Source organism: Streptomyces sp. NPDC058274, from assembly GCF_042881375.1.
Taxonomy (GTDB): Bacteria; Actinomycetota; Actinomycetes; order Streptomycetales; family Streptomycetaceae; genus Streptomyces.
Genome location: NZ_JBHVXW010000025.1, coordinates 73,092 through 97,731 on the forward strand (window position 1 = coordinate 73,092; position 24,640 = coordinate 97,731).

Genomic DNA, 24,640 nt, shown 5'->3' on the forward strand with positions numbered 1-24,640 from the left:
GGGGAGTTCATTCCCCCGGACCCCCGTTCTGCTTGCGCCCGGCGCCTGACGCCTGATGCCTGACGCCTGACGGCAGGGCCTAGGCCAGGCGCTGCACCGCCGCGGCGACGCGTTCGTCCGTGGCCGTCAGGGCGACGCGTACGAACCTGTCGCCCGCGGGGCCGTAGAAGTCACCGGGCGCCACCAGGACGCCCAGGTCGGCGAGGTGGGCGACCGTGTCCCAGCAGGACTCCTCGCGGGTGGCCCACAGATACAGGCTCGCCTCGCTGTGCTCGATGCGGAAGCCGTGCCGCGTCAGGGCGTCCCGCAGAGCCGTGCGCCGGGCCGCGTACCGCTCGCGCTGCTCGCGGACGTGCGCGTCGTCGCCGAGGGCTGCCACCACGGCGGCCTGCGTCGGCGCGGACGTCATCATGCCGCCGTGCTTGCGGATCTGGAGCAGCGGGCCGAGCACGGCCGGGTCACCGGCCAGGAACGCCGCCCGGTAACCGGCCAGGTTCGAGCGCTTCGAGAGCGAGTGGACCGACACGATCCCCTCGTACGAGCCACCGCAGACGTCCGGGTGCAGGACCGAGACCGGGTCGGCCTCCCAGCCCAGCTCGATGTAGCACTCGTCCGAGAAGACCAGGATGCCGTGCTCCCGGGCCCACGCGACGATGCGGGTGAGCTCCGGCTTCGACAGGACGCGGCCCGTGGGGTTCGACGGCGAGTTCAGCCAGAGGAGCTTCAGACCGGCCGGGTCCAGCTCGGTCGGGTCGTCGTAGGCCACGTGGTCCGCCTGGGCCAGGCGGGCGCCGACCTCGTACGTGGGGTACGCGAGACGCGGGTAGGCCACCTTGTCGCCGGGGCCGAGACCCAGCTGGGTCGGCAGCCACGCCACCAGCTCCTTCGAGCCGACGATCGGCAGCACGTGGTGGTGGGTGATCCCGCGCGCACCCAGGCGCCGCTCCACCCAGCCCGTGAGCGCGTCCCGCAGCTCGGGCGTGCCCCAGACCGTGGGATAGCCGGGCGAGTCGGCCGCCGCGACCAGAGCCTTCTGGATCAGCTCGGGCACCGGATCGACCGGGGTACCGACGGACAGGTCGACGATGCCACCCGGGTGAGCGGCGGCCGTCGCCTTGTAGGGCTCCAGCTTGTCCCACGGGAAGGCGGGCAGCCGGTCGGAGACTGCGGACACGGGATCGGGCTCACTTTCTCGTACGGACGACCCGGGAGTCCGGCTCGCCCCTACGGCGTACGTCCGGCTCGGGCGGCAAACGCCTCGGTCCCGTACGGCACCGGTGGGCGCCGGGGGCGGTGCGGGCCACGCGGGGAGCGTGGCCCGGACTTCCCCCGGAGCCTCTTGGGCCGTACGGGACCGAGACGGCGCGAATCCGGGCCGCTTACTGGTTCTGCGGCGGCAGCGCTGCGATGAAGGGGTGGTCCCGCTCGATCAGTCCCAGCTTGCTGGCGCCACCGGGCGAGCCGAGTTCGTCGAAGAACTCGACGTTCGCCTTGTAGTAGTCCTTCCACTCCTCCGGAGTGTCGTCCTCGTAGAAGATCGCCTCGACCGGGCACACCGGCTCACAGGCTCCGCAGTCGACGCATTCGTCCGGGTGGATGTACAAGGACCGGGAGCCCTCGTAGATGCAGTCGACCGGGCACTCCTCGATGCACGCCTTGTCCTTGACGTCGACACAAGGCTGCGCGATGACGTAGGTCACGCTGTCGTTCCTCCTCGATAGGGCGCTGGCGGGCCTCCTCAGGCTCCGCCGCCTGGCGCGCGGGAGCGCGGCGTCGTCGATGCCCGCACCTAGTATCTCCGTTCCGGGGCATGATCCGAACAGGAGGGGTGAACTGACCTGTGGAAATCTCTGCGGCCGGCCGCCTTGAGGTCCGTATCACCGCCGCTGACGTGGGAAAACGTGTCTCTGTGCGGCGCTTGACCGACGCGGGAGACTCGGTGGAGAAGTTCACCGACACGGTGGGTGTTCTCACATCATGGGACGACGGTGTGCTGCTGATCACACGACGCACCGGCGAACGCGTCCGGATTGCGGAATCCGCGCTGGTCGCGGGCAAGGTCGTACCGGCCGCTCCGGCGCGCCGACGCGGTCCCGCGGCGTCCTACGGAGAGCTGGCTCGGGTCGCCGCGCGGGCCTGGCAGCCGATCGAGCACGAGCGGCTCGGGGAGTGGGAGCTGCGGGCCGCCTCCGGGTTCACCCGGCGCGCCAACTCCGTGCTGCCGCTCGGCGATCCCGGTCTCCCCCTGGACGAGGCGCTCGACGCCGTACGCGACTGGTACGCCGCCCGTGGGCTGCCGGCCTACCTCCAGACCGCCACCGGTGCCGAGGGCACGCAGGAACTGCTGTGCGCGGAGCTGGAGGGGCGCGGCTGGACGCGTGAGGTGACGGCCGGGCTGTGGATCGGCGCGCTGGCGCCGCTCGCCGATCCACCGGCGCCGGACGTGGTGCTGTCCCGGCATGCGGACGAGGCGTGGCTCGGCCGCTACCAGCGCAAGGGGCTGAGCGAGGTCGCGCTGAAGGTGCTCGGCAGCGGGCCTTCCGTGTGGTTCGCGTCGGTCCCCGGCGCGGAGGGTGACGCCCCGGCCGCGATCGGGCGCTGCGTGGTGGACGGCCGGTGGGCCGGGTTCGCGGCCGTCGAGGTCGACCCCGCACAGCGTCGCCGCGGCCTCGCGACCACCGTGATGGCCGCGCTGGCCCGGCAGGCCCTGGACGAGGGCGCCTCGGCGGCCTGGCTCCAGGTGGAGGCGGACAACGAAGCGGCACGGTCCCTGTACACGGGCCTGGGCTTCACGACCCACCACGCGTACCACCACTACCGCGCACCACAGGAGCCACTTCCGCCGCAGGGGCCCCGGTCGTCGCGTACGGCAGGGGAAGCGGGCGCGAGGGCCGGGGCAGCGGCTCCCCAGCACGGGGCCCGTCACTCGCGTACGTCAGGGGAAGCGGCCGCGGAACCGGGAGCCGGGAAGGAAGCGGCCTCGCACGAGCCCCAGCCGTCCCGTCCGGCCGAGGATGCGGAGGCGGGCGCCGGGGTGGAAGCACCCCGGCACGAGTGGGTGTCGTCGCGTCCGGCCGAGGAAGCGGAGGCAGGAGTCGAGGCGGAAGCACCCCGGCACGAGCCGGTGCCGGCGCGTCCGGCCGAGGAAGCGGAGGCGGGCGCCGGGGTGGAGGCGGTCCGGCACGAGCCGGTGCCGGCGCGTCCGGCCGAGGGAGCGGAGGCGGGCGCCGGGGTGGAGGCGGACCCGCGCGGGCGTCGGCGGTTGCGTGCGGCGGAGCGAGCGGGTGGTGGAGCGGCGGACGGGGTGGATGCGCCCCGGCCGGTTCGCGGCGACCGCTCTGCGTCGGTGTGAAGGGGCGCGAGGCTGCCATGCGTCTCCCCCATCCCCCGGAGCCGGAGCGGGCCGCCGAGGTGCGGCGGCGGTTCGCCGACGAGGCGCGGTCGGAGCGGCCCGATCTCGCGACGCTGTGTCTGCTGGTGGGGGCCGCCGGGGACGGCGCGCTGGACGACACGGGGATCGACGCGGCGCAGATCGAGCTGGACCGGCTGGCCGGGCAGCTGCCCTTCCAGCCCGGCGGACCGCGCTCCTGGGCCACCGCGCTCGCCGAACTCCTCGGCGGACGGTTCGAATTCCACGGCTCGCCGGGCGCCTACCAGCGGCTGGAGTCCTCCCTGCTGCACGAGGTCCTGCGGCGGCGCCGCGGTCTGCCGATCCTGCTGTCCGTGGTGTGGATGGAGGTCGCGCGGCGGGCCGGGGCGCCGGTGTACGGGGTCGCGCTGCCGGGGCACTTCGTGGTCGGCTTCGGCCCTCCCGAGCAGCAGGTGCTGGCCGATCCGTTCGACGGGGGCCGGGTGCTGACCGGTTCGGACGCCGAGATGCTGGTGGCCGGGGCGACCGGCGCGCCGCTCGATCCGTCGATGCTCACGCCGGCCGATCCCCTCGACGTCGTCCTGCGCATTCTGAACAACATCCGTGCCTGGGCCGCCAGCCGGCCCGAGCGGTCCGACGTCGCCCTGTGGGCCGTCGAGTTGTCGCTGCTGCTGCCCTCGCATCCCGCCCGGCTGCGTTACGAGCGGGCTCAACTCCTCGTCCAGCGGGGCGACTTCGTGGCGGGCGCGACGGAACTCGACGCGTACGCGGAGGTCGTAGCCGCCGTCGACGAACCGGCCGCCGACCGCGTACGAGGGCAGGCCCGGGCGGCCCGGGCGATGCTCAACTGACCGCGGCCGGGCCCCTCATGGGCACGGGCATCGCCCAGCCCTCCGCTGCCACTGCCGCTGCCACTGCCACTGCGGATAGCCGTAATCGGCCTGCGGCGGCTGGACGTACGGGCCCGGCTGCTGGGGCTGGCCGTCGTGCCACTGCCGTGACCGTAGCTCGCCGGCCAGGCCATCTTCTCGGCCGACCATGACGACAGGGCCTAGAGCCAGCCCTTCTCCCGTGCCGTGCGGACCGCCTCCGCGCGGTTGCGCACCGCGAGCTTCTGGATGGCCGTGGAGAGGTAGTTGCGGACCGTGCCCTGGGACAGGTGCAGGGCCTTGGCGAGTTCGGCGTTCGTGGAGCCGTCCGCCGCCGCGCGCAGCACCTCGCGCTCGCGGTCGGTCAGCGGGTTGGCTCCGCCGGCGAGCGCCGCGGCCGCCAGCGTGGGGTCGATGACGCGCTCCCCGGCCAGCACCTTGCGGACCGCTTCCGCGAGTTGGGACGCCGGGGCGTCCTTCACCAGAAACGCATCGGCGCCGGACTCCATGGCACTGCGCAGATAGCCGGGCCGGCCGAAGGTGGTGAGGATGACCAGCTTGAGGGCCGGCAGCTCCTTGTGCAGCTGGGCCGCCGCCTCGATACCGGTGGCACCCGGCATCTCGATGTCGAGGAGAGCCACGTCCACGTCGTGCGCCCGGGCCGCCGCCAGCACCTCGTCCCCGCGGGCCACCTGGGCGACGACCTCGATGTCCGGTTCGAGGCCGAGCAGGGCGGCCAGTGCCTCGCGGACCATCGACTGGTCCTCGGCGAGCAGGACCTTGATCGTACGGCTCATGCCCCGGATCCTACGGTGTCGCCGGTCGCCCCTCCAGGCCGGCCTGCGGCCCCCTCGGCGCCTGCCAGCGGCACCCTGGCGACCAGCCGGAAACCGCGCCGCGTCCGCCCCGCCTCGAGCGCCCCGCCCACCTTCTCCAGCCGCTCCGTCAGTCCCGAGAGGCCATTGCCCGGGCCGTTGCCCGAGCCGCCGGATCCGTCGTCCTCGACGGACAGTTCGAGGTGGGGGCCGTCCAGCGTCTGGCGGCGGATCAGCTCTACCGTGCAGCGGCGGGCCCCGCTGTGCCGTACGACGTTGGTGATCGCCTCGCGCAGCGCCCAGGCCAGCGCGGACTCGTTCTCCTCGGCGACGCCGGCGAGGTCCGGCTCGGTGGGCAGGTCCGCGGTGACATCGGCGGCTGTCAACGCGACCTGCGCGCCCGCCAGTTCACCCGACAGCCGGGGCCGCCGGTAGCCGGTGACCGCCTCGCGCACATCCACGAGTGCCTGGCGGCTGACGTTCTCGATGTCGGTGACCTGCTGGGCCGCCTTGTCGGGGTGGTCGGGCAGCATCCGGCCCGCCAGCTCGCTCTTCAGCGTGATCAGCGAGAGCGAGTGGCCCAGCAGGTCGTGCAGGTCCCTCGCCAGCCGCAGCCGCTCCTCGTTCGCGGCGAGCTGGGCTACGGTGGCCCGCGCCTTGCGCAACTCCACCGTGGTTCGCACCAGTTGCCGTACGCCGGTCATCGCGAAGCCGATGAGGAGGACAAGGAGGACGAGGTTGAGCGCCTCCCGCTCGCCGCCGTGCAGACCGACCAGCAGCATCACGGCGGTGGTCAGCGGGATCGTCCAGTAGGCGATGCGCAGCGGGAACGTCGTCCCGCAGGCGACGGAGAGGTACACGAACAGACCGAGCCAGGCCGAGCCGAGGGTGAGGCACAGCAGCACGGCGAGGACGCCGAGGACGATGACGAGGACGGCGACGACCGGACCGGTGAACGCCTTGCCCATGTTCCGGAAGACCAGCGTCAGATAGATCCCGACGAAGGCCGCCAGGCCCAGCGCACCGGCCGTCGTGCCGCCCGCGGTGTGGTGGCCGGCGGCCAGGTCGTGGACCGGCGAGCTGAGGAACACCAGCCAGATGACGATCCACAGCACCTTGCCCAGGGCCTCGCGCACATTGCGGGGTGACTCCCCTATGCGCATCAGCCGCCGCGCCCTGGACTGTTCGGACAGCGTGTCTTCCGTCATGGCACTCACGCCTTCAGCGTGTCCTTCCGGTACAGCCAGGCCGCGCCGCCCGCGAAGAGGACGAAGGAGACGGCGAGGATGGCGAGGTCCTTCATGTGCGGGGCGTCGCCGAGTTCGACGGCCTGCCCGAGGGCAGCGTACGCGTGCGTGGGCAGCCACTTGGCGATGGACTGCAGCCAGTCCGGGAAGGTCGTCGTCGGCATCCACAGACCGCCGAGCATCGACAGGCCGAAATAGACGATCATCGTGATCGGCCGGACCGCGTCACCGCTCGCCAGATAGCCGATGGCCACGCCGAGCGCGGCGAAGACGAGGCTGCCGACCCAGATGACGCCGGTCAGCGCGAGCCACTGCCAGGCGTCCAGCCGGACGTCCTTGACGACCGCCGCGACCACGAAGACGATCACGATCGACGGCAGGCTGATCACGGCCGCGCTCGCCGTCTTCGCCAGGACATAGCCGCGGCCCGGCAGCGTGGTCAGCCGCAACTGCCGTACCCAGCCGCTCTCCCGCTCCTTGGCGATGCGCTCGCTGTTGCCCATCAGGACGGCCGTCAGGGCGCCGAAGGAGGCCATGGACACCATGAAGAAGGTCGGCAGGGTGAGCCCGGTGCCGTCCACCTCCGTCGTGCTGTCGGCGCTGCCCGCGATCAGCAGGAACAGGGCCGAGGGGTATATCACCGAGAAGAAGAGGAACTTGCGGTTGCGCAGGGCGCGGGTGATCTCCAGCTTGATGAGGCTGTTCACTTGGACCTCGCCTCCTCGGCGGTCGGCGCGGCCTGCACGGCGGCGGTGTTGGCCTCTTCGGCCTCGGTGATGGCGACGAAGGCCTGCTCAAGGCCGAGCCCCGCCACTTCCAGATTGCGCGGGTAGACCCCGAGCCCGTACAGCGCGTGGACGGTCGCGTCCGCGTCGGTGGACTGCATGCGGACCGTGTGGCCGGAGACGTCGAGCGTGGTCAGGAAGGGCAGCGCGCGCAGCGGGACCTCGTCGATCGGGTCCTCCAGGTCGAAGGCGATCCGGCGGGCGCCGGCCTTCGCCTTGATCTCGGCGGCGGTGCCGTCGGCCAGCAGCCGGCCCCGGTGCAGGACCAGCACGCGGTCCGCGATCGCGTCGGCCTCCTCCAGGTAGTGCGTGGCGAACAGGACCGTGCGGCCCTGGTCGGCCTGCTCGCGCATGGTGGCCCAGAAGGCCTGGCGGGCGGAGACGTCCATGCCGGTCGTCGGCTCGTCCAGCACGATCAGGTCGTTGGCTCCGGCGGTGGCCAGGGCGAAGCGGACGCGCTGCTCCTGGCCGCCCGAGAGCTTGTTGACCTTGCGGTCGGCTATCTGGGAGACGCCTGCCCGGGTGAGCACCTCGGCGACCCGGAAGGGCTTGGGGTGCAGATCGCAGGCGAGCTTCACCAGTTCGCCGACCGTCACCTCGTCCATCAGCCCGCCGCTCTGCAGCATGGCGCCGACGCGGCCGGCGACGATGGCCTCGCGCGGGCTGGTGCCGAACACCCGGACCGAGCCGCTGTCGGCGTGCTTGAGGCCGAGCAGGAGGTCGAGCGTCGTCGACTTCCCCGCGCCGTTGGGGCCCAGCAGGGCCACTGTTTCGCCCGGGTGCAGGTCGAGCGTCAGGCCGTCCACGGCCCGCACTCCCCCGTAGCTCTTGCTCACCTGATCGAACCCGACCACCGAGGTGGTGGTCGCCGCAGTCGTTGTCATGTGATCCATCGTGGCCCGGGAGGGGTCGCCCCCGGCAGTGCGAGGTGTCCTCAGTCCTGGATGACAGATGTCATATCGAGGCACTCGGTCACCGGCACACGCAAAGGCGCCCGGCCAGGGAATCCGTGGCCGGGCGTCCTGCACGAGCGGCGTCCGGCACGGCCGGACGCAAGCCCGACTAGCTCGGGTTGGTGTCGATCACGACGATACGGTCCGCCGGGTTCTTGGAGAACAGCGCCGGACGCAGCGCGCCGATCACGTCCTCCACCGTGACCGCCGTCTTCTTGCCGGTGCCCCGGGTGATGAGGACGCCGTCGAAGGTGTTGCCGTAGAGCTGCGTCAGGGCGGCCTTGTCGTAGAAGTCGACGAGCTTGCCGTTCTGGGCCTTCACTCCGAGGAACTTCCACAGGGAGTTCTGCGGGCTGAACGACACCGTGTGGGTGGCGTCCGTCCTGACCGTGACGATCCCGGACATGGCCGGCTCCGCGAACTTCTTCATCATCCGGTCGACCTCGGCCTTCGAGATCGTCGGCTCCTTGGTGGTCGTCGGCACCTTCACGGGCGTGGACGAGCCGGTCTCCACCTGGGTGCGGTAGGCGTCCTCGACGGCCTGGGTCGAGGCCGCGACGTCGATGCCCTTGCCCGTCTTGCCGTACACGGGGACGGCCTTGCCGGACTGGAACTTGATCGTCCCGTCGCTCGCCGAGCCGGACCCGCCCGCAGCGCGCTGCAGTGCGGCCTGGAGCTTCTCCTCGTCGGGGGGCATCACGGGTTCGACGACGCGGTGCTGCCCGAACAGGGAGCCGATCACCGACATCGGGTTGTAGTCGCTCTTGGCGGCGGCGCTGGCCGTGGCCTTGGTGTCGAACTGGAGGCCCGCCTGATCCGGCTTGAGCGACACCGTGTCGCCGTCGACGGACAACGTCAGTGCCTTGTTCGCATGGGCACCGAAGGCGTCGTCGAGCTTCTTGACGGCCTCGTCCCGGGTGCCGCCGCCGATGTCGGCTCCGAGCACCGTGGTGCCCTTGGGTACGTCCGAGTGGTTCATGAGCAGCCCGGCGCCGTACGCGCCACCGCCGATCACCACGACGGCGACCGTCAGGAGCACCAGCTTGCTGCGCCCCTTCTTCTTCTTGGCGGACTTCGCGGAGGCGGCCGGCTTGGGGGCCGGCTCGGGCAGCTTCGGCGGAGTGTGCGGCAGCGGTCCGTCGGTGTGCGTGCCCGGTCCGAACGGCGAGCCCGGCGCGCCCGGTACGACGGGGATGCCACTGGTGACGGTGTGCCCGGAGACGTTGTCGCCGGGGCCGCCGTACCCCTGGGATCCCGGCTCGGGGTAGCCCGGCTCGGGGTAGCCCGGCTCGGGGGCGTGCCGCTGCGGGGTGAGGATCGCGGTGTCGTCGCTGAGGCCACCGCCGGGGCCCGCGCCGGGACGGCCGGGGCCCATGCCCGGGCCGCCCGGAGTCAGACCGGGACCGCCGGGACCGACACCCGGGCCACGGGGTCCCGCGCCGGGCGGCACGAGGGTTCCGTCGCCGGTGACCGGACCGCCGGTCGGGCCGGAGGGACCGCGCCGGCCGCCCCCACCGCCCTGGCCGTTGTCGGAGAAGTACGGCAGATCGTCGCGTCGCGCGTCGCCGCCGTCGGCCGAGACGGCCGGGAAGGACCCGGTGCTGCCGTTGCCGCCCGGCAGCGCGCCGGAGACGTCGAAGGAGCCGGTGCCGCCGCCGTGGCCCGGTGCCACGGGACCGGCGCCCGCAGCGCCCCCGAGACCCGCGCCGTTCGTGCCGCCGGGACGCATGCCGGCCTGACCGCCGAGCGGCCCGGCACCGTTCGCGCCACCGGATCCGCCCGGTCCACCGGACCGCGCGCCACCGGGCGCACCCGGTCCCTGCGGACCCGAGGACATGCCGGGCGACGTGGGGGGCCCGGCAGGGCCACCGGCGCCGGCGGCGGAACCGCCGGGCAGACCGGCTCCGTTGGTCGACCCGCCACCCGGACCGCCCTTGGGGGCACCGGACTTGCGCGGGGCGAACCAGTCGCTCGTCTTCTCCCCCGGCCCGGCGGGCTCCTCGGAGCCCTCCCCGGAGGGCAGGGACGGCACGGACGCGACCGCGGGCAGGCGCATGGATCCCGTCGTCTCGGCGTCGGAGCCCGCGCCGTTGGTGTCGGCGGGCGGCTCGACGTCCTGCATCGGCGTGCGCACGACGACCGGCGGGATGGGCCGCGATCCGGGAATGTTGATCCGGATCCGCGTCGTCAGCGTGGTCTCGGTCTTGCGTTCCTCCGGCTGCGCGGCCGCGCGGGCCGCGTCGGCGCCGTCTTCGGAAGCCGCGGGCGTGCCGTACGGCGGCGTCCCCGACGGGTACGCGGCTCCACCGCGCCCGTTGGGCCCGGAGGACGAACTGTCAGTTTCACGACTCAAGGCAGGTTCTCCCGGTTGGCTCCGCCGCCCGTTTCCTCGACCTCATCTCGGGCAGCTCGGCGGCGCGCACCACCATACTGGCCGTCTCCCTGGCGCAAACCGCGACCGCGAAGGAAACCCCCACGGGACCCCCACCTGTCCGATACGGCGAATAGGTACGTCATTTGCCAAGTCGGACGGGGGATCCGCCCGGTTGCCGGCCCTGTCCAAGGGTGGCGCACATCACAGCCACAGCCATGCCTCCGAGCAGGAAGAGGTAGGAGCCGAGCCCCGCGCCGAAGAGGAAGTCGCCCTCGGGACGGCTGGCGGTGAGCAGGACCACGGCGACCATCCAGCCGACGGCAGGGGCGACGGCACCGGCCCTGGTGTCCATCGCGCGTGCGCCGCCGAGGAAGAGCCCGGCCGCGCCGGCCAGCGCGAGCAGCAACCCGCCCGGAAACCAGCCCGATTGCACCAGCGCGCCGGCTGCCCCGGCCACGGCGCCCAGCACGAAGAGCACCAGACCTGCGGCGATGCGCCCGCCCGAGGGCCGCTGCAACGGCTGCGCGAGCGCGCTTCCCTGTCGGCCTGTCCCGCTCATCGGGTGCCCGCCTCTCGGGGATCGTTCGTCGTCGCGTCCGCGATGCGGGGCAGCTCCCCGGTCCCCGCGAACAGGTCCGTCTCACGCGTCCCGGCGCTCCCACCGCGCTCCCCGTGCACCAACTCGTAGTACTCGGTGGTGAACAGGGGCTGCGCGAGCTCGTTCGAGAGGACGAACCAGGGCTCGGCCACCTCGATCTGGGTGGCGTGCGCCCGCATCGCCGCGGCCTTGGCGGCGGCGAACGCGGTCCCGTCGATCTCGGTGGTGATGACCGTGTCGTCGACCACGCCCGGCACGTCGTCGACGTCCGCCGTCTTGGAGAAGGGCAGGTCGGGCAGGGCCGAGCGGAGCCGCGCGAACGCCTCTTCGGCGACCGGGCGCGGTACGCGGTTCCAGTAGATCTTGGCGATCCGCCAGGGCTCGCCGAGGTCCGGGCGGAAGCCGGTCTCCGCGGCCAGTTCGGCGGCGCGTGTCGCGACCCGGTGGGCCTGGATGTGGTCCGGGTGTCCGTAGCCGCCGTCGGGGTCATAGGTGACGAGGACCTGTGGACGTACCTCGCGGATCACCTCGACGAGGTGGCCGGCGGCCTCGTCGACGTCCGCGCGCCAGAAGCAGCGCGGATTGTCGTTCTCGGGGCCGCCCATCATCCCGGAGTCCTGGTAGCGGGCGTCGCCGCCGAGCCGGCGGAAGTCCCGGACGCCGAGGGCGCGCATCGCCGTGGCGAGCTCGGCCAGGCGGTACTCGCCGAGGGCGCCGCCCGTCAGATGCGCGAGCCCGGGCGGGATGACCTCGCCCTGCTCACCGAGGGTGCAGGTCACCAGCGTCACCTGGGCGCCCGCGGCCGCGTACGCCGCCATGGTCGCGCCGTTGTTGATCGACTCGTCGTCCGGGTGCGCGTGCACCAGGAGCAGACGCCGGTCGGGCAGTTCCGTCATGGGGTCCACCCTACGAGGCGACCGCCGTGCCTCTCCCGACCGCCTGTCAGTCCGCAGAAGTCATCTCCGAGAAGCCGGCCCGGATCAAGGCGCCCTGTTCCGGCTTCCGGATCACGCCCCTCCGGACGCGGGAGGAACCGTCAAGCCCGGTGAGCTCAAGGCCTGGACTCCTTTGCGGCCCCGTCCCCGTAGCGCGGCAGGTTGTCCGTCGGAATCGTCCAGTCGGCGATGGTGACGTCCTCGCCGTAGACGAAGTCCTTGCGGGTCGCGTAGCGGGGGCCGTCGGGGGTGGCGTGGATGTCGGTGAGGACGGCACCGGTGCCGGTGCGGGGGTCGAAGATCGCGTAGACAGGGACACCGATCAGGGGATAGTCGCGCATCTTGCTGACCCAGTCGTTCTCCGGGTTGGAGCGCGAGACCACTTCGATGGCGGCGATGAGGGTGCGTGGGTCGATGGAGGCTTCTGTGTCCAGGTCGGTCCAGGCGATCACCATCACATCGGGGTGGCGCATGATCCCCTCAGGCTCGTCCTCCACGTCGGGGGTGCCGTTGTGGGCCAGCAGCTCGTCCGGCATGACCCTCTCCAGGCGGCGGCTGATGTGTGCTGCCGTGACCTCGTGCGGCCCTCCCGGCGACATCAAGTCGTGGACGATCCCTTCCTTGGTGATCTCGAATTTCCCGCGGAGGGTGTCATCCATGGACTGAACGACGTCCCGCATGGCCCGGTACTGGTGGGAGGCGCCCTGCTGCGCGTTGTCCGAGGCGATGGTCATGGCGCTCGCTCCTCGTGGTCTGTGCCCAGGGGCAAGGATCGTCCCGTTCATGCTAGGCGGCCTCCGGGAGATCGCACCGGCAGTCGCGGCACCGGCCGGGCTCGGGCGCGCGGAAGGCACGGTCGCAGCCGTCGCAGGTCTGAAGCGGGTGCCGGATGGCCGGTGGTGCTGCGGCGCGGAACGGGGGTGGCGGCGGCAGCTGGGCGGTGAGGCGGTGTGCGAGAAGGGCGGCGGGCCGCCGTAGGCCCTCGGGTGGCAGGTCGGCGGTGAGCGCCTGTCGTACGGCGACGGGGCTGACGTCTCGCTCCAGCCAGGCGGCGACGCCGGGAGCGAGATGAGCCGTGTCGCAGGCGGAGAGAAGCAGACCGGGATCGTGGCGACGGAGGTCCGCGAGGAGGTCGGTGGCGGCCTGGAGGAGGGCGGGGGCGGGGCACGCGGGGCCCGGTACGGCGGGGAGGGGCTTGCGGGGTGCTCGCTGCTTCGGTCGCGTCGGCTGCTTCGGCTGCGTTGGCTGCTTCGGGGTTACCGGGCCGTGGTCCTCGGCTGCCTCGCGTTGGTGGCCGGGCTGGTTGCAGGAGATCGTGCGGGTGACGATGCGGCCGCCGGGGATGCGTCGCCGTTCGCGGCGCAGGTAGCCGTGGGCTTCCAGTTCGCGCAGAGCCGCGGCGATACGGGTCGCGCCCTCGGGGAAGCGGGCGGTGAGGGTCTTGATGTCGACGCGGGCGCCCGCGGGGAGGGACTGGATGTAGACGCCCAGCCCGATCGCGAGACCCGACAGCTCGGGGTGCTGGGCGAGGTGGTTGCCGATCACCGTGAAGCGGGTGGTGTGGCGGGCGTTGTCGTGGGTGAGTCCGCCTTGGCCGGAGTCTCGGGAACCTCCGGAGGCTCCCGGGTGGGAGTGCCGCCGGTTCGGGTGTTTGTCGGCGGCAAGGCGGGACTGGGCGTGCGGGGGCACGCTAGGGTTCTGCGTATCCATCGGGAAGGTGCTTCTTCCTTGGTGGTCAGGCCCTCGCACTGGGATTGCAGTCCCGGCGAGGGCCGTCGTATGTCCGCGGTTGTGTTGTGTCGCGCTGAGCGTAGGGCAGGCAAGGGGCCCGGAATCCAGCCGAGTTGGTGATGTTCACTCGCGCGAGTGAGGGGCGTGCCGACGCGTGCGGGAGGGCGGGGTGGGGCTTGGTGGGGTCCTTTCACCCTCGTGGTTCTTTGGGAAGAGCGCCCCTGCCACCGGAGTACGCGTTTCCGAGTTCCGGTGCCAGGTTCAGTTCCGCCCAGACGGTCTTGCGCGGGCGCGGCCCCTGAGCGACGCCCCACCGGTCGGCGAGCGCCTCGACGAGGACGAGACCACGGCCGGACTCGGCGTCGGGGGTGGGCTCTTGGGCGCGGGGCAGGCGGTCGCCGCAGGTGTCGGTGACCTCGACGCGCAGGGTGTCACCGACGACGTAGAGGGTGAGCCTGAAATCCCGGCCGGGAACGCGACTGTGCGTGGCCGCGTTGGCCGCGAGTTCGGCGACGAGTTGCCGTGCCGGGTCCAACGGGAGTTCCCAGGAACGCAGTTGCTCGGTGGCAAGCAGGCGGGCGAGACGGGCTCCACGTGGCGTGGGAGACAGCTGCACGCTGAAGTTGCGGATGAGGTGGCCGGGTTGAGCCTCGGGGGCGGCGGTTTCGTGGATCACGTCACTCAGAGTGGCCGCCCACGCTTACCGTGAACAGTGACGACTCCGTTGCGTACGGTGATTGTCCGGACGTTGTCCGGTCGTGTCCGGGCTGTCGGCAGCGGGCGTACGGGTATGGGCCGTCGCGGCACGGTCGTACGACGGAGGGGTGCGGGATGCGGCAGGTGGACGGCAACGCGGTGCGGCTCAAGAGCGAGGCGGACGAGCCGGGTTGGGAGGTGGACCCGGACGACGACTGGGGTGTGGCGGTCGTCGCCACCGTCGGGCGGCAGCTGAGGCTGCGGCGGGAGGCGGTGGGGATGCGGGCCGCCGAGTTCGGGGAGGCCGTCGGGTACGGGGAAGACTTGGTCTACAAGATCGAGGGCGGGAAGCGGATTCCCCGGCTTGAGTACCTGGACAAGGCGGACGAGGTGCTGGGGGCCGGTGGGCTCATCTCCGCGATGAAGGAGGACGTGAAGAAGGTCAGTTATCCGAAGAAGGTGCGGGATCTGGCAAAGATGGAGGCGAAGGCAGTTGAGATCGGGGTGTACGAGTGCAACATCATCCCTGGGCTTTTGCAGACGCCGGCACATGCCCGCGCCCTGATCGAGGCAGCGCAGCCTCCGTACTCGCCGAACGATGTGGAACGCATGGTGGCCGCCCGTTTGGCCCGGCGATCAGTCTTCGACCGGGACCCGGCCCCGTCGATCCACTTCGTCCTGGAAGAGGCGCCGCTGCGCAGGCAGGTCGGGGGCACAATGGTCTGGCGACAGCAGCTCGAACACCTGCTGGAGGTAGGGCGGTTGCACCACGTCACACTCCAGGCCATGCCGACGGACACGGACCCTCATCCCGGGCTGGACGGCAGGATCGAGTTGTTGAAGTTCCCGGACGGGACGGCGGCAGGGCGTTCCGACGGTGCCTTTAGTGGTCGGCCGATCACCGATCCAAAGCAGCTTCGCATCCTTGAGCTGCGATATGGCACCATCCGGGCGCAGGCTCTCCCACCACGGGAGTCGCTGGCCTTCGTCGAGCAACTGCTGGGAGAAACATGATCCGCAAGGCCTCCGCAGGGGACGCCTCCGAACTGGCGTGGTTCAAGAGCAGCTACAGCGGCGGCACTGACGGCGAGTCCTGTGTTGAAGTCGCCACCACCCCCAGCGCTATCCACATCCGCGACTCCAAGAACACCGCAGGCCCCCAGCTCGCGCTCACGCCGGAGGCCTGGGCCGACTTCGTGCCCTACGCGTCCGAAGGCTGACCGGACCGTCCACTCGGGCCCGGCCCGGGCCGACAGGTCAGCCGGCGTCGGGCTCCGGGCAGCTGTCTCCCGGAGCCGACCTTCGGCGCGGATCGGAACCGGCGCGGATCAGAGCCGGCGCCGGTCAGAACTTGATGCTCCCGATCATCCCCGCGATGTTCGTGGTCAGCTCATTGATCGTGGGAGCGACCGTCGAGGAGGCGAGATAGAAGCCGAGCAGGACACACACGATCGCGTGTACGGCCTTCAGTCCTGACTTCTTCACCAGGATGAAGACGATGATCGCCAGCAGCACCACCGCCGAAATCGAGAGTGCCACGGCGGCTCACCTCCAAAGGTCCCAGGGACATGGGGGGTCGGACATGGGGGTCGGTAAATCCATACAGCAGCCAGCAGGTTCATACCCACGCAGCGCTAGTGATCATAACTATCCGTACGCGCGCATCGATCGGCGCACGGCCGCACAAGGGGGCGCATGGCCAATATGGTCGGGGCATGACGACCGAGCCCCTTTCCTTCCCGCGCCTGCAGGCGCGCACCCAGCGGTTCACGCTCGGCGCGCCGCGCGCGTTCACCGTGTCCCCCGATGGTTCCCGTGTGGTGTTTCTGCGGTCGCGCTCCGGTACGGACCGGGCGAATCTGCTGTGGGTTCTCGATGTCGCCGACGGCGAGGAACGCGTCGCCGCCGATCCACAGGCGTTGCTCGGGGGCGGCACGGAGCGGCTGTCGGCGCAGGAGCGGGCGCGCCGGGAGCGCAGCCGGGAGGGCGGTGCCGGGATCGTCTCCTACGCCACCGACGCGGCGGGCGAGTTGGCCTCTTTCGCCTTGTCAGGGCGGCTTTTCACGGCGGAGCTGCGGGCCGGCACGGCACGTGAACTCCGCGTCCCGGGACCGGTGATCGACCCTCGCCCCTCCCCCGACGGGCGGTGGGTCGCGTACGTCGCCCAGGGCGCCCTGCGTGTGGTCGGTGCCGAGGGCGGGGACGACCGGGTGGTCGCGGAGCCGGAGCCCGGGGCGGATCCGGCGACCGTTTCCTTCGGCCTTGCCGAGTTCATCGCGGCCGAGGAGATGGGGCGTTCACGCGGCTTCTGGTGGTCGCCGGAGTCGGACCGGCTGCTGGTCGCCCGGGTCGACGACGCGCCGGTGAAGCGCTGGTGGATCTCCGATCCGGCACAGCCGGAGAGCGATCCGCAGCAGGTCGCCTATCCGGCGGCGGGCACCGACAACGCGCACGTACGGCTTTTCGTGATCGGTCTCGACGGGGTGCGCACGGAGGTCGTGTGGGACCGGGCCCGCTATCCGTACCTGGCGCATGTGCACTGGTCAGCGGCGGGAGCGCCGCTGGTGCTCGTGCAGGCCAGGGACCAGCGCAGCCAGCTGTTCCTGGCCGTCGACCCGGACACCGGCTCGACCCGGATGGTGCACGCGGACGAAGATCCACAATGGCTTGATCTTTTCCCCGGTGTGCCGTGCTGGAGCCCCGGCGGACAGCTCGTGCGGATCGCCGACGAGGGCGGCGCGCGCGTGCTCGCCTTCGGTGAACGCCCGCTCACCGGACCGCAGTTGCACGTCCGAGCGGTGCTGGACGTCTCGGCCGACGACGTACTGATCTCGGCGTCGGCCGGCACGAAGGCGGCCTCCCCGGAGATCGGCGAGGTCCATGTGTACCGGGTCAACGAGCTCGGGGTGGAGCGCCTTTCGCAGGAGCCCGGCGTGCACTCGGCGGTTCGCGCCGGACGCGTGACGGTGCTCGTCTCCGCGGTGCCCGGCCGTCCGGGCGCCCAGGTGCAGGTGCTGCGCGAGGGGAAGCGTGCGGCGACCGTGACGTCGTACGCGGAACGTCCCGGTCTGTCCCCGCGCGTGACCCTCACGGAAGGGGGCGCACGGAAAATCCCATGCGCCGTGCTGATGCCTGCCGACTACTCCGATGACACCCCGCTCCCTGTCCTCATGGATCCGTACGGCGGTCCGCACGCCTCCCGGGTGCTGGCCGCGCACAACGCGCACCTCACCTCACAGTGGTTCGCCGACCAGGGCTTCGCGGTGGTGGTGGCCGACGGCCGCGGCACTCCGGGGCGCTCCCCGGCCTGGGAGAAGGCGGTCCGCGACGACTTCACGCTCTCCCTCGACGACCAGGTGGACGCGCTGCACGGGCTCGCCGAGACCCACCCGCTCGACCTCTCCCGGGTGGCGATCCGCGGCTGGTCGTACGGCGGCTGGCTCGCGGGGCTGGCCGTCCTGCGCCGCCCGGACGTCTTCCACGCGGGCATCGCGGGCGCCCCGGTCACCGACTGGCGGCTCTACGACACCCACTACACCGAGCGGTACCTGGGCGACCCGGGGCTCGCCGCGACGGCGTACGCGAAGAGCTCGCTGGTCACCGACGAGGGGCTGTCGGCGCCCGCCCGGCCGCACCGGCCGCTCATGATCGTGCACGGTCTCGCCGACGACAACGTGGTGGTGGCCCACAGTCTGCGGCTGTCCTCCGCGCTGCTGGCGGCGGGTCGCCCGCACGAGGTACTGCCCCTCTCGGGCGTCACCCACATGACCCCGCAGGAACAGGTCGCCGAGAACCTGCTGCTGCTCCAGGTGGACTTCCTGAAGCGCTCGCTCGGCATCACCGGCTGAGCATGCGACAGGCCGGGGCGACATGGCGCGCCCCGGCCCGTCTACGGCACCCGCACGGCCGTACGGTGTTCACCTTGGCGCGTCCGTATATCGGTACCGCTTCCGCCAAGTTGCCTGTGTGTAAACCAAGTTCATGCGCATTTGTGCGGTTATGCCGAGGGCTCGGGCGGCTCTTCGGGCGACGTGCCGGGCGCCTTCCCGGGCGGCTCCTCGGGCGGTGCCAGGGGCTTGTCCACCGGCGGCTTCAGCCGCTTCTCCAGGGGCACCACCGGGCCCCGCTCCGGGACGGCAGGGTCCCGCTCCGGCACTACCGGGTCCCGTTCCGGGACGACCGCGGTGCCCGGCTCCGGCGGCAGCACCCGGTTGTCCTCCGGCGGGACCACGCGCTTCTCCTCCGCGAAGTGGCAGGCGGAGTCGTGCGCGGCGGGCCCCACGGTGAGCCGGAACTCGGCCGGTACCGCGAGCAGCGGCACCTCCAGGGCGCAGCGCTCCTGCGCCTTCCAGCAGCGGGTACGGAAGCGGCACCCGGAGGGGATGTTCGCCGGCGAGGGCACGTCACCGGTGAGGATGATCCGCTCCCGGTGCTCGCGGGCCTCCGGATCGGGCACGGGCACGGCGGAGAGCAGCGCCTGGGTGTAGGGATGCGTCGGATGGTCGTAGATCTCGGCGTCCCTGCCCGTCTCCACGATCCGCCCGAGGTACATCACCCCGACCCGGTCGGAGATGTGCCGCACGATCGACAGGTCGTGCGCGATGAACACGTACGACAGGTTGAACTCGTCCTGGAGCTTGTCGAGCAGGTTGATGACCTGGGCCTGGACGGAGACGTCGAGCGCGGAGACCGGCTCGTCGGCGACGATGATCTCTGGCCGCAGGGCCAGTCCGCGGGCGATGCCGATGCGCTGGCGCTGCCCGCCGGAGAACTGGTGCGGATAGCGGTTGATGTACTCGGGGTTGAGCCCGACCACGTCCAGGAGGTCCTGCACCCGCTTCCTGCGGTCGCCCTTCGGCGCGACCTCGGGATGGATCTCGTACGGCTCCCCGATGATGTCGCCGACGGTCATCCGGGGGTTGAGCGAGGTGTACGGGTCCTGGAAGACCATCTGGATGTTGCGCCGTACGGCTTTGAGGGCCCGGCCGGACAGGGTGGTGATGTCCTCGCCCTTGTACCGGATCGTCCCGGCCGTCGGCTTCTCCAGGTTGACCAGCATCTTGGCCACCGTCGACTTGCCGCACCCGGACTCGCCGACGATGCCGAGGGTCTCGCCGTGGCCGAGCCGGAAGTCGACGCCGTCGACCGCTCTGACCGCGCCGATCTGCTTCCTGAAGAGGATGCCCTGGGTGAGGGGGTAGTGCTTGACCAGGCCGCTGACCTCCAGCAGGGGCTCGGTCGCCGGCTCCACCGCGGTCCCTGCCGTCGTCTCAGCCATGCAGACACTCCCTCCAGAAGTGGCAGGCGCTCCCGCGGTCCTCGGACACCTCGAAGAGCGGCGGCACCTCGGTGCGGCACACGTCCTGGGCCATCGGGCAGCGCGGGTTGAAGGCGCAGCCCGGCGGGATGTGCATCAGGTTCGGCGGCAGGCCCTTGATCGCGTAGAGCTCCTGGCCCTTCTGGTCCAGACGCGGGATCGATTCGAGCAGGCCCTTGGTGTACGGGTGCGCGGGCGCCTTGTAGATGTCGTGGACCGGCGCCGACTCGACGATCCGGCCCGCGTACATGACGGCGATCTTGTCGGCGACGTCCGCGACCACGCCGAGGTCGTGGGTGATGAGGATGAGCCCCATGTTGAGCTCGCGCTGCAACTCGGCCAGCAGATCCATGACCTGGGCCTGGACGGTGACGTCGAGCGCGGTGGTCGGCTCGTCGGCGATGATCAGCGCCGGTTCGAGGGCCAGCGCCATGGCGATCATGATGCGCTGGCGCATACCGCCGGAGAACTGGTGGGGATAGTCGCGCACCCGCTGGGCGGCGCCCGGGATCCGCACCCGTTCCATCAGTTCGACGGCCTTCGCGCGGGCGTCCTTCCGGGACATCCCGCGGTGCACGGTGAACATCTCCCCGAGCTGCTCACCGACGCTGAGCACCGGGTTCAGCGAGGACAGCGCGTCCTGGAAGATCATCGCCATCTCGGCGCCGCGGACCTTGCGCCGCTCCTCCTCCTTGAACGTCAGCAGGTCCTTGCCCCGGAAGAGGATCTCGCCGCCGGTGATCTTCCCCGGGGGCGTGTCGAGGATGCCCATGACCGCCTGTGCCGTCACCGACTTGCCGGAGCCCGACTCGCCGAGGACGGCGAGCGTCTCGCCCTCGTCCACGCTGTAGGTGACCCCGTTGACGGCCTTGGCGACACCGTCCCGGGTCCGGAACTCCACGTGCAGGTCGCGCACTTCGAGCAGCACGTCGGTCACCTCAGCTTCGGGTCGAGGGCGTCGCGCACCGCGTCGCCGAGCATGATGAACGCGAGCACCGTGATCGCGAGGGCGCCGGCGGGCCACAGCAGCATGTGCGGGGCCTGCCGGATGTAGGCGGAGGCCGCGGAGATGTCGATGCCCCAGCTCACCGTCGGCGGCTTCAGCCCGACCCCGAGGTACGAGAGCGTCGCCTCGAGCGCGATGTACGTACCGAGCGCGATGGTCGCGACGACGATCACCGGGGCGACCGCGTTGGGCGTGATGTGGCGGAGCAGCAGCCGCGAGTGGGAGGCGCCGAGGGCGCGGGCCGCCTGGACGTAGTCGTTCTGCTTGGTGGTGATGACCGAGCCGCGGGCGATCCGGGAGATCTGCGGCCAGCCGAGCAGCACCATGAACCCGATGACCGGCCAGACCGTGTTGCTGGTCACCACGGAGAGCAGGACCAGACCGCCGAGCACCACGGGGATCGCGAAGAAGATGTCCGTGATCCGGGACAGGATCGCGTCCCACATCCCGCCGAAGAAGCCGGCGAGCCCGCCGAGGACCGAGCCGAGGATCGCGACGCCGAGCGTGGCGCAGACGCCGACGGTGATGGAGACCCGGGTGCCGTACACGGTCCGCGTGTAGACGTCGCAGCCCTGGCCGTCGAAGCCGAAGGGGTGGCCCGGCTGGGAGCCCTCCTGGGCCTTGGCGAGGTTGCAGTTGAGGGGGTTCTGGGAGGCGATCAGCGAGGGCCAGAGCGAGATGAAGACCAGGAAGAGGATGACGAGCGCGGAGATGATGAAGACGGGGTTGCGCCGCAGGTCCCGCCAGGCGTCGGACCAGAGCGAGCGCGGCTTCTCCTGCGGTCCGGTGCCTTCGGGGCCGCCCGGGGTCTTCTCCAGGGTGGACGCCTCGCTGGTGGCGAGGTCCATCGCGCCGCCCATGCCGGTCGAGGCGATGGCGCCCTCTGGCTCGTACGGCTGCTCAGGCATAGCGGATCCTCGGGTCGAGTACGGCGTAGAGGAGGTCGACGAGCAGGTTGGCGACCAGGAAGACGAGGACCAGGACGGTCACGAAGCCCACGACCGTCTGGGTGTTCTGCCGCAGGATGCCCTGGTAGAGCTGGAAGCCGACGCCGTGGATGTTGAAGATCCGCTCGGTGACGATCGCGCCGCCCATGAGCGCGCCGATGTCCGTGCCGATGAAGGTGACCACGGGGATCAGCGAGTTGCGCAGCAGATGCCGGACGATCACCCGGCGCCGGGGCAGTCCCTTGGCGACGGCCGTACGGACGTAGTCGGACCGCTTGTTCTCCGCGATGGAGGTCCGGGTCAGCCGGGTCACGTAGGCGAGCGACACCGAGGCGAGGACCAGCCCCGGCACGATCAGCTCGCCGAACGCGGCGTCCGAGGACACCGACGGTTTGATCCAGCCCCATTCGACGCCGAGCAGCAGTTGCAGGACCAGGCCGGTGACGAAGGTGGGCACGGAGATGACGACGAGGGTCAGCAGCAGCACCCCGCTGTCGACGGGGCGTCCGCGGCGCAGGCCGGTGATGACGCCCAGCAGGATCCCGATGACGACCTCGAAGAGGATCGCGACGACGGTCAGCCGGATGGTGACGGGGAAGGCGGTCGACATCAGCTCGGTGACCTTCTGCCCGTTGAAGGCGGTGCCGAAGTCGCCGGTGAAGACGTTGCCCATGTAGGTCAGGTATTGCTGCCACACCGGCTTGTCGAGGCCGAACTCCTTCTTGAGCTGGGCGGCCGTCGCGGGGTCGCACTGTCTGTCGCCGCACAGGCCCGCGATGGGATCTCCCATCACGTTCACCATCAGGAAGATCAACAGTGTGGCGCCGATGAAGACCGGGATCATCTGCAGCAGACGCCGGATTACGTACCGTCCCATGAGGGCTCCGGAGATAGTGGGGCGGCCCCGGCCGCGGGCCGCCCGGCGCGGCTCAGCTGACCTTGATCTCGTTGTAGACGGGGACGCTGAACTGGTTGAGCGCCACGTTGGAGATCTTGTCCGAGTAGCCGGCGCTGCCGTTCTGGTACCAGAGCGGGATGGCGGCCATGTTGTCCCGTACGACCTCTTCGGCCTGCTGGAAGAGCTTGACCGCCTTGGCACTGTCGGTCTCGGCGTTCGCCTCGTTGACGAGCTTGTCGAAGTCCTTGTTGGACCACTGGCCGTCGTTGGAGGAGGCGTTGGTGTAGTAGAGCGGCTGCAGGAAGTTCTGGATCAGCGGGTAGTCCATCTGCCAGCCGGCCCGGAACGGACCGGGCATCTTGTGCCGGCCGATCTGGTTGCGGAAGTCGGCGAAGGTGCCGACCGGGTTGCCGACGCAGGCCTTGTCGTTGCCGAGGGCGTTGTTGATGCTGTTGCACACGGCGTCCACCCACTCCTTGTGGGAGCCGGTGTCGGCGTTGTACGAGATCTTGACCTGCCCGCCCGGGAGGCCGCCGCCGTCATCGATCAGCTTCTTGGCCTCACTGGCGTTGTAGTCGCAGGCGTTCCCGCACAGCCCTTCCTTGAAGCCGCCCTCCGCCCCGAGGACCGGCGAGGTCCAGTCGGTGGCCGGGGTGCGGGTGTTCTGGAAGATCGTCTGGGTGATCTGCTTGCGGTTGATCGCCATGGACAGGCCCGTGCGGACCTTCTCCATCCCGCTCTTGTCCCAGTTCTTGTCATAGAACGGGAAAGCCAGCGTCTGGATGATTCCGGCGGGTGTATTGATGTACCGATCCCCGAGGTCGCTCTTCACGTTCTTGAGCTGGGAGGCGGGCACGTCATCGACGAGGTCGAGGTTGCCGGCCATGAGGTCGGTGTAGGCGGTGTTGTTGTCGGTGTAGACCTTCAGGTCCACCCCGCCGTTCTCCGCCTTGTCCGTGCCCGGGTAGGCGTCCCACTTGCGCAGGGACATCTGGGAGCCCTTGGTGTACGAGTCCACGGTGTAGGGGCCGTTGCCGACAGGCTTCTTCAGCCAGGCCGCGTGGTTGTCGAAGAACGCCTTCGGCAGCGGCGAGTAGGCCGCGTAGCCGAGGGTGTCGGGGAAGGTCGAGAACTTCTGGTTGAGCTTGACGGTGAAGGTCTTGGCGTCCTTGACCGCGAGCCCCGACAGCGTGTCCGCGCTCTGGCTGCCGGAGTCGGGGTGGACCTTGTCGTACCCGTCGATGTACCCGAAGAAGTAGGCGTTCTTCTGGTTGTTCTTGAGGCTGGCACCGTAGTTCCAGGCGTCCACGTACGACTGGGCGGTGACGGCCTCGCCGTTGCTGAACTTCCAGCCGTCCTTGATCGTGACGGTGAAGTTCTGCGAGTCCGAGGACTCGATCTTGTCCGCCATCATGTCCTCGGCCTTGCCGGTCTTGGCGTTGTAGCGCTTCAGACCACGGAAGAGCATGTCGAGGACCTTGCCGCCCTGCACCTCGTTGGTGTTGGCCGGCTCCAGCGGGTTCTGCGGGTCGCCCCAGGAGGAACTGAGGATCCCGGAGCCGTCGCCGCCGCCGCTGTCACTTCCCCCGCCTCCGCAGGCGGTCGCCGCGAGGGCTACCGCCGCCGCGCATGCGGCCCATTTGGCGTGCGTGGCTCCACGCATGGAGTGCCTCCTCAGAGTGCGCCGTGCCTCCAGCGCCGGAGCGCTGTGCCTTCCCGCCAATATCAGGCCCTAAGGGATGTACCGCACATTCACCCCACCCGTTCGGGGGGACGCGCCATCCGGATGTACGTATGCCGGGCGCGCGGGGCGGCCGGCCTTCCCGGGTCGCCTCCAGAGCGTCTCGCCGAACCGCGCAATGGATCTTCACGGTTCGATGCGGAACCGTTGGATTACACCCACCCGATGTACGCATTCCGAGACACACCCGTCCGGATATCGAACTCATTGCCCGATAAGCCCGGTTGGACCGTTTCCGGACACGGATCGGCCACAGTGCGCTACACGCGTAGTTACGCCGAGGTCAAGTCGAGGTCAAGAAAGTAAAGAGAAACCCAAGGGGGCCGAGAATTTATTGACCTTGAATGAATTGCGTTGA

General features: G+C 70.7%; 22 protein-coding genes and 1 pseudogene. 5 read left to right on the forward strand and 18 right to left on the reverse strand.

Annotated elements, in window-relative coordinates; all coding sequences use genetic code 11:
* Nucleotides 1-79: 79 nt before the first annotated feature.
* Nucleotides 80-1,174: a bifunctional succinyldiaminopimelate transaminase/glutamate-prephenate aminotransferase gene (locus ACFVYF_RS34275; RefSeq protein WP_389461715.1), complete on the reverse strand. Its 1,095-nt coding sequence runs from the start codon at nucleotides 1,172-1,174 to the stop codon at nucleotides 80-82.
* 205 nt (nucleotides 1,175-1,379) lie between these two features.
* Nucleotides 1,380-1,700 (reverse strand): ferredoxin, encoded by a 321-nt coding sequence (fdxA, locus tag ACFVYF_RS34280; RefSeq protein WP_018089397.1) that lies wholly within the window; start codon nucleotides 1,698-1,700, stop codon nucleotides 1,380-1,382.
* A gap of 140 nt (nucleotides 1,701-1,840) precedes the next feature.
* On the opposite strand from fdxA, the pseudogene ACFVYF_RS34285 reads away from it, so the two are divergent.
* Nucleotides 1,841-2,830: pseudogene (locus ACFVYF_RS34285) on the forward strand (GNAT family N-acetyltransferase); the annotation flags it as partial.
* A 539-nt stretch (nucleotides 2,831-3,369) separates the two neighbouring features.
* Nucleotides 3,370-4,221, forward strand: a complete 852-nt coding sequence (locus ACFVYF_RS34290) for a tetratricopeptide repeat protein (RefSeq protein ID WP_389461717.1) — start codon at nucleotides 3,370-3,372, stop codon at nucleotides 4,219-4,221.
* Between the two features lie 200 nt (nucleotides 4,222-4,421).
* On the opposite strand, the gene ACFVYF_RS34295 is transcribed toward ACFVYF_RS34290, so the two are convergent.
* The 10 genes from ACFVYF_RS34295 to ACFVYF_RS34340 form a co-directional block, all read right to left on the reverse strand.
* Nucleotides 4,422-5,036 carry a response regulator gene (locus ACFVYF_RS34295; protein WP_389461719.1) on the reverse strand — a complete coding sequence of 205 codons (615 nt, stop codon included), beginning with the start codon at nucleotides 5,034-5,036 and terminating at the stop codon, nucleotides 4,422-4,424.
* Nucleotides 5,033-6,262 carry a sensor histidine kinase gene (locus ACFVYF_RS34300; protein ID WP_389461721.1) on the reverse strand — a complete coding sequence of 410 codons (1,230 nt, stop codon included), beginning with the start codon at nucleotides 6,260-6,262 and terminating at the stop codon, nucleotides 5,033-5,035. The genes ACFVYF_RS34295 and ACFVYF_RS34300 overlap by 4 nt, the downstream gene beginning before the upstream one ends.
* A 5-nt stretch (nucleotides 6,263-6,267) precedes the next feature.
* Nucleotides 6,268-7,008, reverse strand: a complete 741-nt coding sequence (locus tag ACFVYF_RS34305) for an ABC transporter permease (protein WP_389461723.1) — start codon at nucleotides 7,006-7,008, stop codon at nucleotides 6,268-6,270.
* A complete protein-coding gene (locus ACFVYF_RS34310; RefSeq protein ID WP_389461725.1) occupies nucleotides 7,005-7,970 on the reverse strand; it encodes an ABC transporter ATP-binding protein in 966 nt (321 codons plus the stop codon). The genes ACFVYF_RS34305 and ACFVYF_RS34310 overlap by 4 nt, the downstream gene beginning before the upstream one ends.
* A 178-nt stretch (nucleotides 7,971-8,148) precedes the next feature.
* Nucleotides 8,149-10,392, reverse strand: a complete 2,244-nt coding sequence (locus ACFVYF_RS34315) for a hypothetical protein (RefSeq protein WP_389461727.1) — start codon at nucleotides 10,390-10,392, stop codon at nucleotides 8,149-8,151.
* 160 nt (nucleotides 10,393-10,552) lie between these two features.
* Nucleotides 10,553-10,972, reverse strand: a complete 420-nt coding sequence (locus ACFVYF_RS34320; RefSeq protein WP_389461729.1) for a DUF6113 family protein — start codon at nucleotides 10,970-10,972, stop codon at nucleotides 10,553-10,555.
* Nucleotides 10,969-11,907 (reverse strand): N-acetyl-1-D-myo-inositol-2-amino-2-deoxy-alpha-D-glucopyranoside deacetylase, encoded by a 939-nt coding sequence (gene mshB / locus ACFVYF_RS34325; RefSeq protein ID WP_389461731.1) that lies wholly within the window; start codon nucleotides 11,905-11,907, stop codon nucleotides 10,969-10,971. Before mshB ends, ACFVYF_RS34320 begins: the two co-directional genes overlap by 4 nt.
* Nucleotides 11,908-12,062: 155 nt before the next feature.
* Nucleotides 12,063-12,680 carry a Uma2 family endonuclease gene (locus tag ACFVYF_RS34330; RefSeq protein WP_389461733.1) on the reverse strand — a complete coding sequence of 206 codons (618 nt, stop codon included), beginning with the start codon at nucleotides 12,678-12,680 and terminating at the stop codon, nucleotides 12,063-12,065.
* Nucleotides 12,681-12,732: 52 nt separating this feature from the next.
* Nucleotides 12,733-13,656, reverse strand: a complete 924-nt coding sequence (locus ACFVYF_RS34335; RefSeq protein ID WP_389461735.1) for a helix-turn-helix domain-containing protein — start codon at nucleotides 13,654-13,656, stop codon at nucleotides 12,733-12,735.
* 211 nt (nucleotides 13,657-13,867) lie between these two features.
* Complete coding sequence (locus ACFVYF_RS34340; RefSeq protein ID WP_389461737.1) at nucleotides 13,868-14,353, reverse strand: ATP-binding protein; 486 nt, start codon at nucleotides 14,351-14,353, stop codon at nucleotides 13,868-13,870.
* Between the two features lie 155 nt (nucleotides 14,354-14,508).
* On the opposite strand from ACFVYF_RS34340, the gene ACFVYF_RS34345 reads away from it, so the two are divergent.
* On the forward strand, nucleotides 14,509-15,387 hold the full coding sequence (locus ACFVYF_RS34345; RefSeq protein ID WP_389461739.1) for a helix-turn-helix domain-containing protein: 879 nt from the start codon (nucleotides 14,509-14,511) through the stop codon (nucleotides 15,385-15,387).
* Nucleotides 15,384-15,593 carry a DUF397 domain-containing protein gene (locus ACFVYF_RS34350; RefSeq protein WP_389461741.1) on the forward strand — a complete coding sequence of 70 codons (210 nt, stop codon included), beginning with the start codon at nucleotides 15,384-15,386 and terminating at the stop codon, nucleotides 15,591-15,593. The genes ACFVYF_RS34345 and ACFVYF_RS34350 overlap by 4 nt, the downstream gene beginning before the upstream one ends.
* Before the next feature lie 124 nt (nucleotides 15,594-15,717).
* Here the strand turns inward: ACFVYF_RS34350 and ACFVYF_RS34355 are convergent, their stop codons facing one another.
* On the reverse strand, nucleotides 15,718-15,912 hold the full coding sequence (locus ACFVYF_RS34355) for a hypothetical protein (protein WP_383279055.1): 195 nt from the start codon (nucleotides 15,910-15,912) through the stop codon (nucleotides 15,718-15,720).
* Between the two features lie 176 nt (nucleotides 15,913-16,088).
* On the opposite strand from ACFVYF_RS34355, the gene ACFVYF_RS34360 reads away from it, so the two are divergent.
* Entirely contained in the window at nucleotides 16,089-18,221 is a 2,133-nt protein-coding gene (locus tag ACFVYF_RS34360; RefSeq protein WP_389461743.1) for a prolyl oligopeptidase family serine peptidase, read from the forward strand.
* 149 nt (nucleotides 18,222-18,370) lie between these two features.
* Here the strand turns inward: ACFVYF_RS34360 and ACFVYF_RS34365 are convergent, their stop codons facing one another.
* Genes ACFVYF_RS34365 through ACFVYF_RS34385 form a run of 5 tightly spaced genes read right to left on the reverse strand, consistent with a single transcriptional unit; the run spans nucleotide 18,371 to nucleotide 24,204 of the window.
* The gene (locus ACFVYF_RS34365; RefSeq protein ID WP_389461745.1) at nucleotides 18,371-19,651 is read right to left on the reverse strand and encodes a dipeptide ABC transporter ATP-binding protein; all 1,281 of its coding nucleotides are present in this window, start codon (nucleotides 19,649-19,651) and stop codon (nucleotides 18,371-18,373) included.
* Entirely contained in the window at nucleotides 19,644-20,618 is a 975-nt protein-coding gene (locus ACFVYF_RS34370; RefSeq protein WP_389461747.1) for an ABC transporter ATP-binding protein, read from the reverse strand. The genes ACFVYF_RS34365 and ACFVYF_RS34370 overlap by 8 nt, the downstream gene beginning before the upstream one ends.
* 5 nt (nucleotides 20,619-20,623) lie before the next feature.
* Complete coding sequence (locus tag ACFVYF_RS34375; RefSeq protein WP_389461749.1) at nucleotides 20,624-21,604, reverse strand: ABC transporter permease; 981 nt, start codon at nucleotides 21,602-21,604, stop codon at nucleotides 20,624-20,626.
* Nucleotides 21,597-22,520: an ABC transporter permease gene (locus tag ACFVYF_RS34380; protein ID WP_389461751.1), complete on the reverse strand. Its 924-nt coding sequence runs from the start codon at nucleotides 22,518-22,520 to the stop codon at nucleotides 21,597-21,599. The genes ACFVYF_RS34375 and ACFVYF_RS34380 overlap by 8 nt, the downstream gene beginning before the upstream one ends.
* Nucleotides 22,521-22,572: 52 nt before the next feature.
* Nucleotides 22,573-24,204 (reverse strand): ABC transporter substrate-binding protein, encoded by a 1,632-nt coding sequence (locus ACFVYF_RS34385; RefSeq protein ID WP_389461753.1) that lies wholly within the window; start codon nucleotides 24,202-24,204, stop codon nucleotides 22,573-22,575.
* Nucleotides 24,205-24,640: the final 436 nt, after the last annotated feature.